The following is a 13,902-nucleotide window of genomic DNA, read 5'->3' as shown; positions in this document are numbered from 1 at the left end:
TGGAGATGATGAATGGTGAAATGCCCGAACTGCGGCGATAGAAATACAAGAGTATTGGATTCCCGGCCGATAGAAGACGGACATGCCATCAGGCGTCGAAGAGAATGCGATAAGTGCGACTTTCGTTATACGACGTTTGAGCGCGTGGAAGAAGTTCCGTTGATAGTTGTCAAAAAGGAAGGTACACGTGAAGAATTCAGTCGTGAAAAGCTGATGAGAGGATTGATCCGTGCCTGTGAGAAGCGACCTGTCGCTGTAGAAGATCTGGAGTCTGTAACTCACGATATTGAGAAGGAGCTTCGCAACAGGGGAGTTTCTGAAGTGGACAGCAAGGAAATCGGGGAAAAAGTGATGGAACAATTATCTAAGATTGACGAAGTGGCGTATGTCCGTTTCGCTTCGGTGTATCGTCAGTTCAAAGATATCAATGTTTTCATCGATGAATTGAAAGATTTAATCAAGCATGAAGAAAAAGAATGAGCCTGAAGCGGGCTCATTCTTTTTAACAGCACCCTGAAAGAAGTGAGCAATATGAAAGAAAGAATAGGAAAACTGACACCGAAAGACTGCTATATCCCCATAAGGTCCTCTTCCCTGGAGGATGAAGGGGTAGTGTTATCACACCTCTACCAGCCGATCGTCGGAAGGGATGCGGTTACGCTGTTTCTCTTTTTGGAAGGGGAAGCGCGTCTTTCAAGCAAAGAAAAGACGCATCATACGATTATGAGTTACTTGAAGCTTCCTCTGGATAAGGTGTATGAAGCCAGGGTCCAGCTCGAAGCTATCGGCTTACTTAAAGCATTCAAAAAGGTGGAGAAGGATAGAAACGTATTCATGTATCGACTGGTTCCACCGTTTTCAGCTTATCAATTCTTCAATGATCACATGCTTTCGTTGTTATTGATGCATGAGGTCGGCGAGGAGAAGTTCTTAAAGCTTAAGGAGAGCTTCGATTTCACTTCTGTGGATGCTTCGGAGTATGAGGAAGTCACAGCATCTTTCGAAGATGTATTCAGACCTGTAGCTTCCATGCCACAACAAATGAGCGATGAGGGAGAAACGATTACCCAACAGGGGGTGGCATCAGGAGAGTCCCATCTTGACTTCGAATGGCTCATGCAGTCCTTGCGGGAACATATGCTACCAGCAAGTAAGATTCTCGGGAAAGAAAACAGTAAACTTATAGAACAATTGGCGGTCCTGTATCAGATAACAACTGCAGATATGGAGAAAGCGATCCTCTGGTCTTTGTCGGATGAGAACGAACTGGACCCTGAGGAATTGAAAGCTTCCTGCCATGATCTTGCACAGGCGACGCCGGTTTCGAATAGCAAACCTGCTGTGGAAGAGAAGAAAGAGAAGGTGGAAACGAACAAAGAACCTGCTTCGAAGAATGAGAAGTTCATTCAGATGCTTGAAGACATCACTCCGCGCGAACTTCTTGAAGATGTGGCTAATGGTCAGAAGGCGGCTGACCAGGATGTGAAACTGATCAGGGACGTAATGACAGAGCAGGGTCTTCCTAAGGGAGTCATGAATGTACTCGTCCATTATGTGCTGTTGAAGACGGATATGAAACTCTCGAAGCCGTACCTTGAGAAAATAGCGAGTCACTGGGCCAGGAAGAATGTGAAGACTGTAGAACAGGCGATGAATATGGCGCGGGCTGAACACAAGAAGTACCAGCAGTGGGGTCAGGAAAAGCGTAAAGCCCGTTCGAACGAAGTGTTGCCGGATTGGTATAAAAAACAGAAGCATCAGGAAAGTTCTGTTTCCAAAAAGCCGGAGAACAAAGAAAAGACAGAGAAATCGGCATCAGAAGATGAAATAGCTGAGCGGATTCAGCGAATCACTCAGAAACGAAAAGGCAGGTGACGAGAGTGGAACCGATTCAGGAATCTCTGAAAAAATGGATGAAGAATAATGAATCCTTCCGCAAACGGATGAATCAGGCCAGGCGACAGGTGCTTGAATCTCCTGAAGTGAAACGGCTGATCGAAGAAAAGGAAGGCCTGACAACGACAATCGCTGAAAAGAATCTGATCAAATTGCATGAATATGACACGCAATCGAAGGCGTGTGAGAAATGTCCTTCCCGCGAAGCCTGCATCAATATTCTTCCGGGTTATGTACCGCGAGTGGAACTTGAGGGGGAAGAAGTGCGACTCGCTTATGATAAATGCCCCCGTCAGATGAAAAAAGAAAAAGAACAGAAGCAACGGGATCTCGTCAAAAGTCTATATATGCCGAAAGAGCTGCATGAAGCGACGGTGGAGCGACTGGATTACAGTGGAACGGACGAGAGAAACGAAGCCGTGATGAAGACACTTGCCTATATAGATAAGCTTGGGGAAGAACTTCCCCAGAAAGGGTTGTATTTCCATGGTCTCTTCGGGGTAGGGAAAACCTATTTTCTAGGAGCGATTGCCAACGAACTCAGCAACCATGATGTGGAAACGATGGTCATTTATATGCCTGAACTCGTCAGGGAAATGAAAGCCTCCATCAAAGATGATTCGTTGACAAGCAAAGTGGACGCTTTCAAAAGAGTGCCTGTCCTCATGTTGGATGATATAGGTGCAGAATCCCAATCCGCCTGGTTCCGTGATGAAATACTCGGCTCCATTCTCCAGCACCGGATGATGGAAGGACTTCCCGTCTTTTTCACGTCCAATTACTCGCTCAAGGAACTTGAACAGGTGATGGGGCATACAAATAAAGGAGAAGTCGGGGCGCTCAAAGCATCACGGATTATAGAGAGGATCCGTCAATTGAGCGAACCTGTTGAAGTCCAGGGACCGAACAGGAGAAATCAGTGAGAATACTTGATTTAACTTACTCCAAAGGCTATAATAGCAAAAGAATATCATGCATAAGGCTATGATGAGGACAAGATGGATAAGGAATCAAAGGTGAAGAGAGGGAAGCCACCGGCTGAAAGCTTCCTCCTGTTGACTTATCGATTACCACCTCTGAGCTCTGCCGTGAACAAAGAGTAGCGGTCAGCGTAAATCCTGCGTTAAAGATGAAAGAAGCCGTCCATCAGTGACGGGAAATCCGGGTGGAACCGCGAGTACAGAACTCGCCCCTTTTGCGTATGCAATTGTGGGCGGGTTTTTTCTTTTTTCAGCAGGAATACTTAAACTACAAAAGGAGTGTCATGAATGGCTGAAGCGATCAATATCACATTTCCGGATGGAAATAAAAAAGAATTCGAACAGGGAGTCACTGGCGAAGAAATTGCTCATTCCATCTCCCCGGGATTGAAGAAACAGGCATTGGCTATAAAGTTGAACGGGGAGCTATACGATTTACGTCGTCCTATCGAAAATGATGGTTCTATAGAAATCGTCACGTATAAGAACCCGGAAGGTATCGAAGTGTTGCGTCACTCCACGGCTCACCTTATGGCTCAGGCAGTGAAGCGTCTGTTCGGGGAAGACGTCAAGCTCGGGGTAGGTCCGGTCATCGAAGACGGCTTCTATTATGATATGGATCTGGACACGTCGATTACACCGGAAGATCTTCCGAAAATCGAGAAAGAAATGCAGAAAATCGTCGATGAGAACCTCGAGATCAAGCGTTTCGAACTTAGCCGTGAAGAAGCGAAGGAAAAGTATGAAAAGCTCGGGGACGATCTTAAAGTGGAACTGATCGAAGATATTCCGGAAGGGGAAACGATCAGCTTCTATCAACAGGGAGAGTTCGTTGACCTTTGCCGCGGGGTGCACGTTCCTCAGACAAGTAAAATCAAGATCTTCAAGCTGCTCAACATATCCGGAGCCTACTGGCGCGGAGACAGTAACAATAAGATGCTGCAACGTATTTACGGGACAGCGTTTGAAAAACAGGACCAGCTCGATGAATACCTTCGCTTGAGAGAAGAGGCGAAAGAGCGGGACCACCGTAAACTCGGAAAAGAACTTGGCATTTTCACCGTCAGTCAGGAAGTAGGCCAGGGACTTCCTCTATGGCTTCCGAATGGTGCGACGATCCGTCGTACGATTGAACGCTATATCGTGGATCTCGAAGAACGTCTTGGATACAACCACGTGTATACGCCAGTTCTCGGCAGCGTCGACTTGTATAAGAAGAGTGGGCACTGGGACCATTATCAGGATGATATGTTCCCGAGGATGGAAATGGATAACGAAGATCTCGTCCTCCGTCCGATGAACTGCCCTCACCATATGATGGTGTACAAAAATGAATATTACAGCTACCGTAACTTGCCGGTACGTATCGCAGAACTCGGAACGATGCACCGTCACGAAATGTCCGGAGCGCTTGCAGGGCTTCAACGTGTCCGTGCCATGACATTGAATGACGCTCATATCTTTGCGCGTCCCGATCAGCTGAAAGACGAATTCAAGCGTGTCGTACGCCTTGTAAGGGAAGTGTACCGTGATTTCGGACTGAACGACTATTATTTCCGACTGTCCTACAGGGACCCTGAGGACAAAGAGAAATATGTAGATAATGATGAAATGTGGAACAAATCCCAGGCTATGCTGAAAGAAACGATGGATGAGCTCGATCTTGAATACGTCGAAGCGGAAGGCGAAGCTGCTTTCTACGGGCCGAAGCTTGATGTCCAGGTGAAGACGGCTCTCGGGAAAGATGAAACTCTGTCTACGGTTCAACTCGACTTCCATCTCCCGGAACGCTTCGATCTGACATATGTCGGTGAAGACGGAAAAGACCATCGTCCGGTCGTCATCCACCGCGGTGTCGTCTCTACAATGGAACGTTTCGTGGCTTTCCTTATTGAAGAGTACAAAGGAGCCTTCCCGACGTGGCTCGCTCCAGAGCAGGCGAGAATCATCCCTGTTTCTGCAGAGGTGCATCTCGATTATGCCAAGCAGCTAGAAGACCGTCTTCGTGAAGCGGGTGTACGTGTAACGGTCGATGAACGTAATGAGAAGATCGGATATAAGATACGTGAAGCCCAGACAGGGAAAATCCCTTACCAGCTCGTCGTCGGAGATAAAGAGATCGATGGGGATGCCGTCAACGTGAGACGTTACGGTGCCCAGGACTCCGAAACGAAAGCTGTTGACAAGTTCATCGAAGAAATCAAAAATGAAATCGAACAGAAACTTCTGAGAAAATGATGACAGAGCACGGGAGGGAGGTCCCGTGCTCCAATATTTCTGTTTGACATCCTTCAGAAGCAATGATAATATGAGTTAGGTAAATGAATGAACGGATCTGAGACAAGAAGAAGCACCCGCTTCTCACCTGATCGACGCCAGACTGGCAGTTGGCAGGTTCAATTTCCCTATTACTCGTGGGGAGAAGTGTGGGTGCAGTATGTACCGACACTTTTTTTATGCAATCAAACTTGTCGATGACAGATCTACTAATGAGTTTTCCGAAATAAAGTTGGAGGTGGCTAGATATTAGCAAAAACGATAAGACGTTAATTAATGAGAAAATTCGTGCCAAAGAAGTACGCCTCATCGATGTGAACGGCGAACAGCTTGGAGTCAAATCTCGTAATGAAGCGTTGGACATTGCTGCGAATGCAGAATTGGACCTCGTTATGGTAGCTCCGAATGCGAAGCCTCCGGTATGCCGGATCATGGACTACGGGAAGTATCGCTTTGAGCAACAGAAGAAAGAGAAAGAAGCCCGTAAGAAACAGACGACGATCAAGATCAAAGAAGTTCGTCTCAGCCCGGGTATCGAAGACCATGACTTCAACACGAAATTGCGTAATGCACGCAAGTTCCTCTCCAAAGGGGATAAAGTGAAAGCTTCCATCCGTTTCCGCGGACGTGCGATTACTCACAAAGAGCTCGGTCAGGAAGTGCTTGACCGTATGGCTGATGAGTGCAAAGATATCGCTCAGCTCGAAACGAAGCCGAAGATGGAAGGCAGAAACATGTTTATGATGCTTGCTCCTCTTAAAGAGAAACAGTAAGCGAAATCTAGTTAAAGGAGGAAACGGATATGCCAAAAATGAAGACTCATAAAGGCTCCCAGAAACGTTTTAAGAAGACAGGTAACGGAAAGGTGAAGCGCTCCCACGCGTTCACAAGCCACCTGTTCGCTAACAAGTCTCAAAAACAGAAGCGTAAACTTCGTAAAGATGCGCTTGTTTCCAACGGAGACTACCGTCGTATTAAGAACATGCTTCCGAAAAAATAATTAAGAATTACTACCAGGAGGGATTATTATGCCACGCGTTAAAGGTGGAACAGTGACACGTCAGCGTCGTAAACGTGTCCTAAAGCTAGCTAAAGGTTATTATGGTTCAAAACATTCTCTATTCAAAACTGCAAAACAACAGGTAATGAAATCCGGTCAGTATGCTTACCGTGACCGTCGTCAGCGTAAACGCGACTTCCGTAAGCTATGGATCGCGCGTATCAACGCAGCGGCACGCATGAACGACATTTCTTACAGCCGTCTTATGCACGGTCTTAAGCTTGCGGGTGTAGAAGTGAACCGTAAGATGCTTGCTGATCTTGCTGTCAACGATGAGAAAGCATTCACGTCTCTAGTTGACCAGGCAAAAACAGCTCTTAAATAAGTAAAACAAATAGAGCCACCTCCTAAAGCAGGAGGTGGCTTTTTACATAAGGAGAAGTGGATATGGGCTGGCTGATACTAAGTATAATGAGCACCCTTACGTTTATCGTCATGGGCTTGGATAAATGGAAGGCACGTCGTGGAAAGTACCGGATTCCGGAGAATAAACTGTTCACTATGGCCGTTTTCGGAGGAGCCCCGGGGGGAGTCGCCGGAATGGCTGCATTCCGGCATAAGACAAAGAAGAAAAAATTTCTATTCCTGTTTCCGTTCTTGATGATTCTTGAAATAGGCCTGTTATTCTTTCTCGAATGGCCGCTGTAAAAGTGTCTTCATCGGGTGCTTCCATTCAATGGCAGCATGGGGATACTGAATAAGGATTTCTTTTTCCAGGAAATAAAGGTCTTCACGGTCGAGTCCCGTCAATTTCTCTGGTTCCTTGGCTGATATGATAATAGAGACGACTTCAAATGCTTCTTCCGTTGCGCCCACATATTTCTCTCCTTCAAAAACAGCACCTTTGTAGGTAAGGAAAAAGTTCTGCTTCGGGTTTTCTTTGTTATCCTGAAAGAAGAAGGTACGGTTTTCCACTGCCGAATTGAACTGACGCCTTGGATCTTTCGCGATCTGGATCATTGTATATATCAAGAATAAAATGGCGGCCAGCAGAAGTATTCGGAATAATATGACCATCATAGGTATCGACCCCTTGTATGCTTATAGTACATGTACGGTAGAATGACAGAAAAGGTTTCAACTTTTATATTTATTTTATTTTCAAGCGTAAGAGGAAAAAAGGAGGCGGATTATGGAGTGGCAGAAGCTTTATGACTATCAAAGACAGTTGGATGCTTATATTGAAGAAAAGAACAACGTAGACAGAGGAAATATCATCGATCAGAAGACGTTGGCTTTCTACGTAGAACTCGGGGAATTGGCCAATGAAACGAGATGCTTCAAGTTCTGGAGCGGGAAACCTTCGAGCGATCACGAAACGATCAAAGAAGAATATGTGGACGGTCTGCACTTCCTGCTATCCCTTGGAATAGAGACGGATACGTATGTACAATCTGTGCAAACGAACCCATCCGGTTCCATGACAGAGGCCTTTCTGACTGTTTACCAACTTCTCGAGAAGTGGAAACATGAAAAAGGCGAAACGGCGTACCAGAAATTGTTCGATGCCTATATTTCTCTTGCAGAAACGCTCGGAATCACAGAACAGGAAATGAAAGAGGCGTATCTCGGGAAGCATGAGGAGAACTATAACCGTCAGGAGCGCGGGTACTGATAATTTTTGTTATTTTCAGGGCTACCGTTTATAATAGAAGAGAATGATTCTTCAAGGAGGTTTTATAATGGCAAAGAAAGATGAAACGCTTACAATGCTGAAAGACCTTACGGACGCAAGAGGCGTTCCCGGAAATGAAAGAGAAGCTCGCGAGGTTATGGAACAGTACATAAAACCGTATGCAGACAACGTATACACAGATAACCTCGGAAGCCTGATCGCAGAGAAAAGCGGAAATAAAAAGGGGCCGAAGATCATGGTCGCAGGGCACCTGGACGAAGTAGGGTTCATGGTTACCCGTGTCGATGACAAAGGCTTCGTCTATTTCCAGACGGTCGGTGGCTGGTGGAGCCAGGTTATGCTCGCGCAGCGTGTCACCATCATGACAGGGAAAGGGGACGTAACAGGGGTGATCGGTTCTAAACCGCCGCACATCCTCAGTCCGGAACAGCGCAAGAAGCCGGTGGATATCAAAGATATGTTCATCGATATCGGGGCGAGCTCCAAAGAAGAAGCGGCTGAATTCGGAGTGAAGCCGGGAGACTCCGTCGTACCATATTTCGAATTCACGCAGATGAATAACGAGAAGATGCTTCTCGCAAAAGCTTGGGATAACCGCATCGGTTGTGCCATTGCGATTGAAGTTCTGAAGCGTCTGAAGAAAGAGAAGCACCCGAACGTCGTCTACGGTGTAGGTACCGTTCAGGAAGAAGTGGGCTTAAGAGGGGCGAAGACCTCCGCTAATCTGATCCAGCCGGATATCGCATTCGGAGTGGACGTAGGTATTGCCGGAGACACTCCTGGTGTCACGGACAAAGATGCTCAAGCTTCCATGGGTGAAGGCCCTCAGATTCTTTTGTATGATGCATCTATGATTTCACACAAAGGCTTGCGCGATTTCGTTACGGATACGGCCGATGAACACAATATCCCTTATCAATTCGATGCCATGCCTGCAGGAGGGACGGATTCCGGGTCTATCCACTTGAGTCATGACGGGGTTCCAGCTTTGTCGATCACGGTTCCGACAAGGTATATCCACTCTCACGCGGCTATGCTTCACCGTGATGATTTTGAGAATGCTGTGAACATCATTGTAGAAGTCATCAAGAATCTCGATAGCAAAACAGTAGAGAACATCACATTCAACTAAGTGGCTTTATGTAAGACAGGACCTGCTCCCGTTTGATACGGGATAAGGTCCTGTTATTTTCGTGCGAGGCTTTCTTCGAGTGTTTCAAGCATCAACGTCCGGTCATTCTCATCCGCTTCCTGCCAAAGCATTTCGAATAACACACCGAGCCCGGGGAGCATCTTCTCTTCCCTGGATTCAAGCGCATCTTCGATCGTAGCCTGAAGCTGATTTTTATTATGATTCTCTACATTATCAAGAATCGCCTGTCGCAAATTGAGTCCCATCCGTATCCCTCCTTCACGATTAGTTTGACCCTCCATGATGGAAATATGTATGATAGGGAAAGATGAGTGAAGTGAATAGTGAGGGATCCGGAATGATAACATCGGTAAAGAATCAAAAGGTGAAAGAATGGAAAAAGCTTCATAAAAAGAAATACAGAGACCAGGCAGGAACGTTTCTCGTAGAGGGTCATCACCTTGTGGAAGAAGTGCTTACGAGCGACTGGAACATCAGGGAGCTGATCCTACTGGAAGACAAAGAAGCTCCGTCTTCTTATCATGGACAGAAAGAATGGGTCAATGATCAGGTGATGAAAGAGATTTCACAAACCGAAACGCCGCAGGGAATTGTGGCTGTCGTAGACAAAAAAGAACGCGTATGGGAAGAAGGTACCCGTCTTCTCCTTCTGGACACTATACAGGACCCGGGGAATCTCGGTACGTTGATCCGCACTGCGGACGCTGCCGGTTTTGATGCTGTCCTCGTAGGAAAAGGAAGCGTGGACCTTTTTAACGACAAAGTGTTGCGAGCCACCCAGGGCTCGATATTCCATGATATGAAGGTCGTTGAGGTCTCTCTGGAAGAAGAAATGTCCAGGTTGAAGGATGCCGGTTTCAGCATTTGGGGGACGGCGCTTGAAGGAGCGAAAATTTATAAGGAGCTTGAGGTTCCGGAACGTGTGGCTCTGCTCGTAGGAAACGAAGGCAACGGCGTTCAGGAAACACTTCTTGCCGAGGCTACAGAAAAAGTCTCGATTCCCATGTATGGAAAGGCGGAATCGCTGAACGTCGCTGTCGCTGCAGGAATTTTGATGTATGCGCTCAAAGAATAGTTGCATTCAGCAATGAGTTTTCTTATAATAAGTTATTAGTTATAAAGGTAAAGGCTTTGATAGAGCAAAGTAAATCGTTGTAAGATCGGCAAAGGGAGGAGACGCCTTGGACTGGAAGCGTTTCTGCCGTGGCAACGATTGAAATTTCACTCCTTGAGCTGACACGTAGGGTGTCCGGATGACGATCCGTTATCTACACAAGGTGGGCACACGTGTGTCAACAAGGGTGGTACCGCGAATGATGAACCTCGTCCCTTTTCAGGGGACGGGGTTTTTTGTATTTATAAGGAGGAATGAATGATGAAGGAGCGCTTGCAGGAGCTTGAGACAGAAGCTCTAGGGAAAGTGGAGAAATCAGGAACGATTGATGAATTGAAACAGGTGCGCGTCGAGTACTTAGGTAAGAAAGGACCGATTACTGAGGTGCTGCGCGGCATGGGGAAATTATCGAAAGAAGAACGCCCGGTCATCGGACAGCTTGCTAACGACGTCCGCGAGAAGATTTCGGATGCAATCGATGAAAAGCAGACGAAGCTTGAAGATGAGGCGCTCGAAGAACAGCTGAAAGAAGAGAGCATCGACGTAACGCTTCCCGGACGTCCGGTCCAGGTCGGTGGTCCTCACCTGCTGACGAGTATCATCGAAGAAATCGAGGACCTCTTCCTCGGCATGGGTTTCGAAATCAAAGAAGGTCCTGAAGTCGAAACAGATTATTACAACTTCGAGGCACTGAACCTTCCGAAAGGTCACCCGGCACGTGATATGCAGGATACGTTCTATATTACGGAAGAATTGCTGATGCGTACCCACACGTCCCCTGTACAGGCACGGACGATGGGCCAGAAGAATGGTACGGAACCTGTGAAGATGATCTGTCCTGGGAAAGTGTACCGCAGAGACACGGATGATGCGACGCACTCGCACCAGTTCACGCAGATCGAAGGATTGCTCGTAGACGAAAATGTGCGCATGAGCGATTTGAAAGGCGTACTTCAGACCTTCGCCCAGAAAATGTTCGGTGCGGAGCGGGAGATTCGTCTGCGCCCAAGCTTCTTCCCTTTCACGGAACCATCTGTCGAAATGGACATTTCCTGCAAAATGTGCGGAGGAGAGGGATGCTCTGTCTGTAAAGGGACTGGCTGGATCGAAATCTTAGGAGCCGGAATGGTGCACCCGAACGTTCTTGAAATGGCAGGGTACGATTCCGAGAAATATTCAGGTTTCGCATTCGGTATGGGGCCTGAGAGAATTGCAATGTTGAAACATGGTATTGACGACATCCGTCATTTCTACACGAATGATGTTCGATTCTTGAGTCAATACCACAAAGCGTAAGGAGGAACAGACATGCTTATTTCATTGAATTGGTTAAAAGAACTGGTTGATATCAGCGGACTTACTACAAACGAACTCGCTGAAATCATAACGAAAACGGGAATTGAAGTGGATGGCGTCTACGAACCGGAAGACCTTCCGAAAAATGTCGTCGTCGGAAACGTGTTGAGCTGTGAACAGCACCCGAATGCGGACAAACTATCCCTTTGTCAGGTGGATGTCGGTGAGGAAACGCTGCAGATTGTATGTGGCGCTCCTAACATCAGAGCAGGTCAGAAGGTTGCAGTCGCTGTGCCGGGAGCAGTCCTTCCGGGCGGTTTCAAAATCAAGAAAACGAAGCTGCGCGGGGAAGAATCGAGTGGTATGGTTTGCTCCCTTCAAGAACTCGGCGTGAAAGAAGAGGACGTTCCGGAAGCATTCGTCGATGGCATTTTCGTGTTCCCAGAGGAAACGGAAGTCGGAGCGGATGCCGTTCAACTACTGAACCTCGATGATTCCATCATTGAACTCGACGTTACCCCGAACCGTGCGGACGCACTCAGTATGGCTGGTGTCGCTTATGAGACGGCAGCTGCTCTTGACCGAAGCTATGAACTCGAAACGCCGTCCTATGAAGAGGTGAAAGAAAAAGCGACCGACCATGTTTCTGTGAAAATCGAAGACGCAGAAGCGAACCCTTATTACGGTGCTTTCGTCATCAAAGATGTGGAAGTGAAAGAGTCTCCACTTTGGTTGAAGAATCGCCTGATGGCTGCCGGGACGAGACCGATCAACAACGTCGTCGATATTACGAACTATGTGCTTCTCGAGTACGGTCAACCGCTTCACGCATTCGACCTGGACCGCTTCGGTAGCGATAAAGTCGTAACAAGGTTCGCGGAAGAAGGGGAAGAAATCCGTACGCTGGATGATAAAGTACGAACGCTTTCTTCCAACCACTTGGTGATCACTAACGGAGAGAAGGCGCATGCGATCGCCGGTGTTATGGGCGGAGCGGATTCCGAAGTCCAGGAAGACACGACGACGATCCTGTTAGAAGCTGCCTATTTCTCTCCACGCGTCGTCCGAGAGGGAGCGAAGGATCATGAATTGCGCAGTGAAGCGAGTGTACGTTTCGAAAAAGGACTGGACGTAAACCGGGTAGCTCAGGCGGGAGAACGGGCTTGTGAACTATTCGAGAATTATGCCGGTGCGACGATCCTTAAAGGAGTGGCAGAAGAAGACCACCTCGACCGCGAGGAAAAAGAAGTGCGTATGGAAACGGAGCAGTTGAACAACCGTCTCGGTACGGATATGTCTACGGATGAAGTTAAAGATATCCTTCGTCGTCTGCAGTTCGGATACGAAGAGAAGAAAGACGTATTCGATGTCCAGGTGCCGACCCGTCGCTTCGATATTACGATTTTCGAGGATATGCTTGAAGAAGTGGCACGTATTTATGGTTACGATCGCCTCCCTTATACGCTGCCGAACAGCTCGCAGCAGGCAGGCGGCCTTACACAGGCACAGCACCTGAAACGCGAAGTGAAGACGTACCTTGAAGGGGCCGGATTGAGTGAAACGATCACCTATTCCCTGACGGATAAGACAGCGGCTGAACAGATGATCAGTCCTGAGCTGAAAGGGGAAGCGAATGGTGCGATCCGTCTTGCTATGCCGATGAGTGAAGACCACAGTCACCTTCGTCTCAGTATGCTTCCGGAACTACTGCGTACCCATCGTTATAATACGGCTCGTCAGCAGCAGAATCTGGCCTATTATGAACTGGGGAAAGTATTCATCAGTGAAGATGAGGCTCATCAGGAACAGCCGAAAGAAGTGGTTCGTGCAGCAGGAGCCGTGTCCGGAAACTGGGTGTCTCATTTATGGCAGCAGGAGAAGAAAGAGGTCGATTTTTACGTAGTGAAGGGAATCGTCGAAGGTCTTGCTGAACGGATGGGGCTTACCTTCACTTATGTGAAAGGGGAAGTGAACGGCATGCACCCTGGACGTACGGCCATCGTTCATTGCGAAGGTGAGACGGTCGGTTTTATGGGGCAGGTCCACCCACGCTATCAGAAAGACTGGGATCTTAAAGAAACGTATGTATTCGATCTGAACATGGATCTTCTGCTCGAGCTATATGAAAAAGAAGAAACGTTTGCGAAAATCCCTAAATATCCATCCGTCTCAAGAGATATCGCTCTTGTCGTAGAGGAAGAGGTATCGGCTGGAGATATCGAAGCGACGATCCGGGAAGCCGGAGCACCTCTGATCAAGCAGGTGAAAGTGTTCGATGTGTACCAGGGAGAACACATGGAAAGTGGTAAGAAATCATTGGCGTTCAATCTGCTCTACCTCGATCCGGAGCGCACATTGAAGGATAAAGAAGTGGAAGAAGCGCATAAATCCATTCTGGAGGCAGTCGCTTCCAAGCATGGAGCAAGTCTAAGAGAATAGATGATGCATAAAAACTCCGAACAGAATCCCTGAAGATTCGTTCGGAGTTTT

15 protein-coding genes and 3 other annotated features are annotated in these 13,902 nt (G+C 47.5%); of the genes, 13 read left to right on the top strand and 2 right to left on the bottom strand.

Annotation, left to right across the window (positions count from 1 at the left end; all coding sequences use genetic code 11):
- The first annotated feature begins 15 nt into the window (after positions 1–15).
- The 8 genes from nrdR to BLQ44_RS13215 all read left to right on the top strand — a co-directional run bounded on the left by nrdR (position 16) and on the right by BLQ44_RS13215 (position 6,861).
- Positions 16–480 (top strand): transcriptional regulator NrdR, encoded by a 465-nt coding sequence (nrdR, locus tag BLQ44_RS13250; protein ID WP_093194478.1) that lies wholly within the window; start codon positions 16–18, stop codon positions 478–480.
- A gap of 51 nt (positions 481–531) precedes the next feature.
- Positions 532–1,875 carry a replication initiation and membrane attachment family protein gene (locus tag BLQ44_RS13245; RefSeq protein ID WP_093194388.1) on the top strand — a complete coding sequence of 448 codons (1,344 nt, stop codon included), beginning with the start codon at positions 532–534 and terminating at the stop codon, positions 1,873–1,875.
- 5 nt (positions 1,876–1,880) lie between these two features.
- Positions 1,881–2,819 (top strand): primosomal protein DnaI, encoded by a 939-nt coding sequence (dnaI, locus tag BLQ44_RS13240; protein WP_093194387.1) that lies wholly within the window; start codon positions 1,881–1,883, stop codon positions 2,817–2,819.
- Positions 2,820–2,871: 52 nt separating this feature from the next.
- Positions 2,872–3,093: a binding site (T-box leader), on the top strand.
- A 71-nt stretch (positions 3,094–3,164) separates the two neighbouring features.
- Positions 3,165–5,114, top strand: a complete 1,950-nt coding sequence (thrS, locus tag BLQ44_RS13235; RefSeq protein WP_093194386.1) for a threonine--tRNA ligase — start codon at positions 3,165–3,167, stop codon at positions 5,112–5,114.
- Between the two features lie 98 nt (positions 5,115–5,212).
- Positions 5,213–5,337 (top strand) — a sequence feature (ribosomal protein L20 leader region).
- Between the two features lie 64 nt (positions 5,338–5,401).
- The gene (infC, locus tag BLQ44_RS13230; RefSeq protein ID WP_093194385.1) at positions 5,402–5,926 is read left to right on the top strand and encodes a translation initiation factor IF-3; all 525 of its coding nucleotides are present in this window, start codon (positions 5,402–5,404) and stop codon (positions 5,924–5,926) included.
- Positions 5,927–5,955: 29 nt separating this feature from the next.
- Positions 5,956–6,153 (top strand): 50S ribosomal protein L35, encoded by a 198-nt coding sequence (rpmI, locus tag BLQ44_RS13225; protein WP_093194384.1) that lies wholly within the window; start codon positions 5,956–5,958, stop codon positions 6,151–6,153.
- Between the two features lie 28 nt (positions 6,154–6,181).
- Entirely contained in the window at positions 6,182–6,538 is a 357-nt protein-coding gene (gene rplT, locus BLQ44_RS13220; protein WP_093194383.1) for a 50S ribosomal protein L20, read from the top strand.
- A gap of 62 nt (positions 6,539–6,600) precedes the next feature.
- A complete protein-coding gene (locus tag BLQ44_RS13215) occupies positions 6,601–6,861 on the top strand; it encodes a DUF1294 domain-containing protein (protein ID WP_093194382.1) in 261 nt (86 codons plus the stop codon).
- On the opposite strand, the gene BLQ44_RS13210 is transcribed toward BLQ44_RS13215, so the two are convergent.
- Positions 6,835–7,233 (bottom strand): sigma-w pathway protein ysdB, encoded by a 399-nt coding sequence (locus tag BLQ44_RS13210; protein WP_093194381.1) that lies wholly within the window; start codon positions 7,231–7,233, stop codon positions 6,835–6,837. The genes BLQ44_RS13215 and BLQ44_RS13210 overlap by 27 nt on opposite strands.
- Positions 7,234–7,345: 112 nt before the next feature.
- Here BLQ44_RS13210 and BLQ44_RS13205 point away from each other — a divergent pair, with 112 nt between their 5' ends.
- Both BLQ44_RS13205 and BLQ44_RS13200 read left to right on the top strand, forming a co-directional pair.
- Positions 7,346–7,828 carry a dUTP diphosphatase gene (locus tag BLQ44_RS13205; RefSeq protein WP_093194380.1) on the top strand — a complete coding sequence of 161 codons (483 nt, stop codon included), beginning with the start codon at positions 7,346–7,348 and terminating at the stop codon, positions 7,826–7,828.
- A gap of 67 nt (positions 7,829–7,895) precedes the next feature.
- Positions 7,896–8,981, top strand: coding sequence for a M42 family metallopeptidase (locus tag BLQ44_RS13200; RefSeq protein WP_093194379.1), 1,086 nt, complete (start codon positions 7,896–7,898; stop codon positions 8,979–8,981).
- Positions 8,982–9,034: 53 nt separating this feature from the next.
- Here the strand turns inward: BLQ44_RS13200 and sspI are convergent, their stop codons facing one another.
- Positions 9,035–9,247 carry a small acid-soluble spore protein SspI gene (sspI, locus tag BLQ44_RS13195; protein WP_093194378.1) on the bottom strand — a complete coding sequence of 71 codons (213 nt, stop codon included), beginning with the start codon at positions 9,245–9,247 and terminating at the stop codon, positions 9,035–9,037.
- A gap of 92 nt (positions 9,248–9,339) precedes the next feature.
- On the opposite strand from sspI, the gene BLQ44_RS13190 reads away from it, so the two are divergent.
- From BLQ44_RS13190 to pheT, 3 genes are all read left to right on the top strand, one after another.
- The gene (locus tag BLQ44_RS13190; protein ID WP_093194477.1) at positions 9,340–10,077 is read left to right on the top strand and encodes a TrmH family RNA methyltransferase; all 738 of its coding nucleotides are present in this window, start codon (positions 9,340–9,342) and stop codon (positions 10,075–10,077) included.
- Between the two features lie 47 nt (positions 10,078–10,124).
- Positions 10,125–10,336 (top strand) — a binding site (T-box leader).
- A gap of 41 nt (positions 10,337–10,377) precedes the next feature.
- Positions 10,378–11,412, top strand: coding sequence for a phenylalanine--tRNA ligase subunit alpha (gene pheS, locus BLQ44_RS13185; RefSeq protein ID WP_093194377.1), 1,035 nt, complete (start codon positions 10,378–10,380; stop codon positions 11,410–11,412).
- A 12-nt stretch (positions 11,413–11,424) separates the two neighbouring features.
- Positions 11,425–13,851 (top strand): phenylalanine--tRNA ligase subunit beta, encoded by a 2,427-nt coding sequence (pheT, locus tag BLQ44_RS13180; protein ID WP_093194376.1) that lies wholly within the window; start codon positions 11,425–11,427, stop codon positions 13,849–13,851.
- Positions 13,852–13,902 lie beyond the last annotated feature (51 nt).

The organism is Salimicrobium halophilum (assembly GCF_900100295.1).
GTDB lineage: Bacteria > Bacillota > Bacilli > Bacillales > Halobacillaceae > Salimicrobium > Salimicrobium halophilum.
This window is presented reverse-complemented; position numbering and strand designations above follow the sequence as displayed.

Bases quoted from the DNA above. Each gene is read 5' to 3' on its own strand.
- BLQ44_RS13245 (WP_093194388.1), top strand. From the start codon at position 532: ATGAAAGAAAGAATAGGAAAACTGACACCGAAAGACTGCTATATCCCC.
- thrS (WP_093194386.1), top strand. From the start codon at position 3,165: ATGGCTGAAGCGATCAATATCACATTTCCGGATGGAAATAAAAAAGAA.
- rpmI (WP_093194384.1), top strand. From the start codon at position 5,956: ATGCCAAAAATGAAGACTCATAAAGGCTCCCAGAAACGTTTTAAGAAG.
- rplT (WP_093194383.1), top strand. From the start codon at position 6,182: ATGCCACGCGTTAAAGGTGGAACAGTGACACGTCAGCGTCGTAAACGT.
- BLQ44_RS13215 (WP_093194382.1), top strand. From the start codon at position 6,601: ATGGGCTGGCTGATACTAAGTATAATGAGCACCCTTACGTTTATCGTC.
- BLQ44_RS13210 (WP_093194381.1), bottom strand. From the start codon at position 7,233: ATGATGGTCATATTATTCCGAATACTTCTGCTGGCCGCCATTTTATTC.
- BLQ44_RS13205 (WP_093194380.1), top strand. From the start codon at position 7,346: ATGGAGTGGCAGAAGCTTTATGACTATCAAAGACAGTTGGATGCTTAT.
- BLQ44_RS13200 (WP_093194379.1), top strand. From the start codon at position 7,896: ATGGCAAAGAAAGATGAAACGCTTACAATGCTGAAAGACCTTACGGAC.
- sspI (WP_093194378.1), bottom strand. From the start codon at position 9,247: ATGGGACTCAATTTGCGACAGGCGATTCTTGATAATGTAGAGAATCAT.
- BLQ44_RS13190 (WP_093194477.1), top strand. From the start codon at position 9,340: ATGATAACATCGGTAAAGAATCAAAAGGTGAAAGAATGGAAAAAGCTT.
- pheS (WP_093194377.1), top strand. From the start codon at position 10,378: ATGAAGGAGCGCTTGCAGGAGCTTGAGACAGAAGCTCTAGGGAAAGTG.
- pheT (WP_093194376.1), top strand. From the start codon at position 11,425: ATGCTTATTTCATTGAATTGGTTAAAAGAACTGGTTGATATCAGCGGA.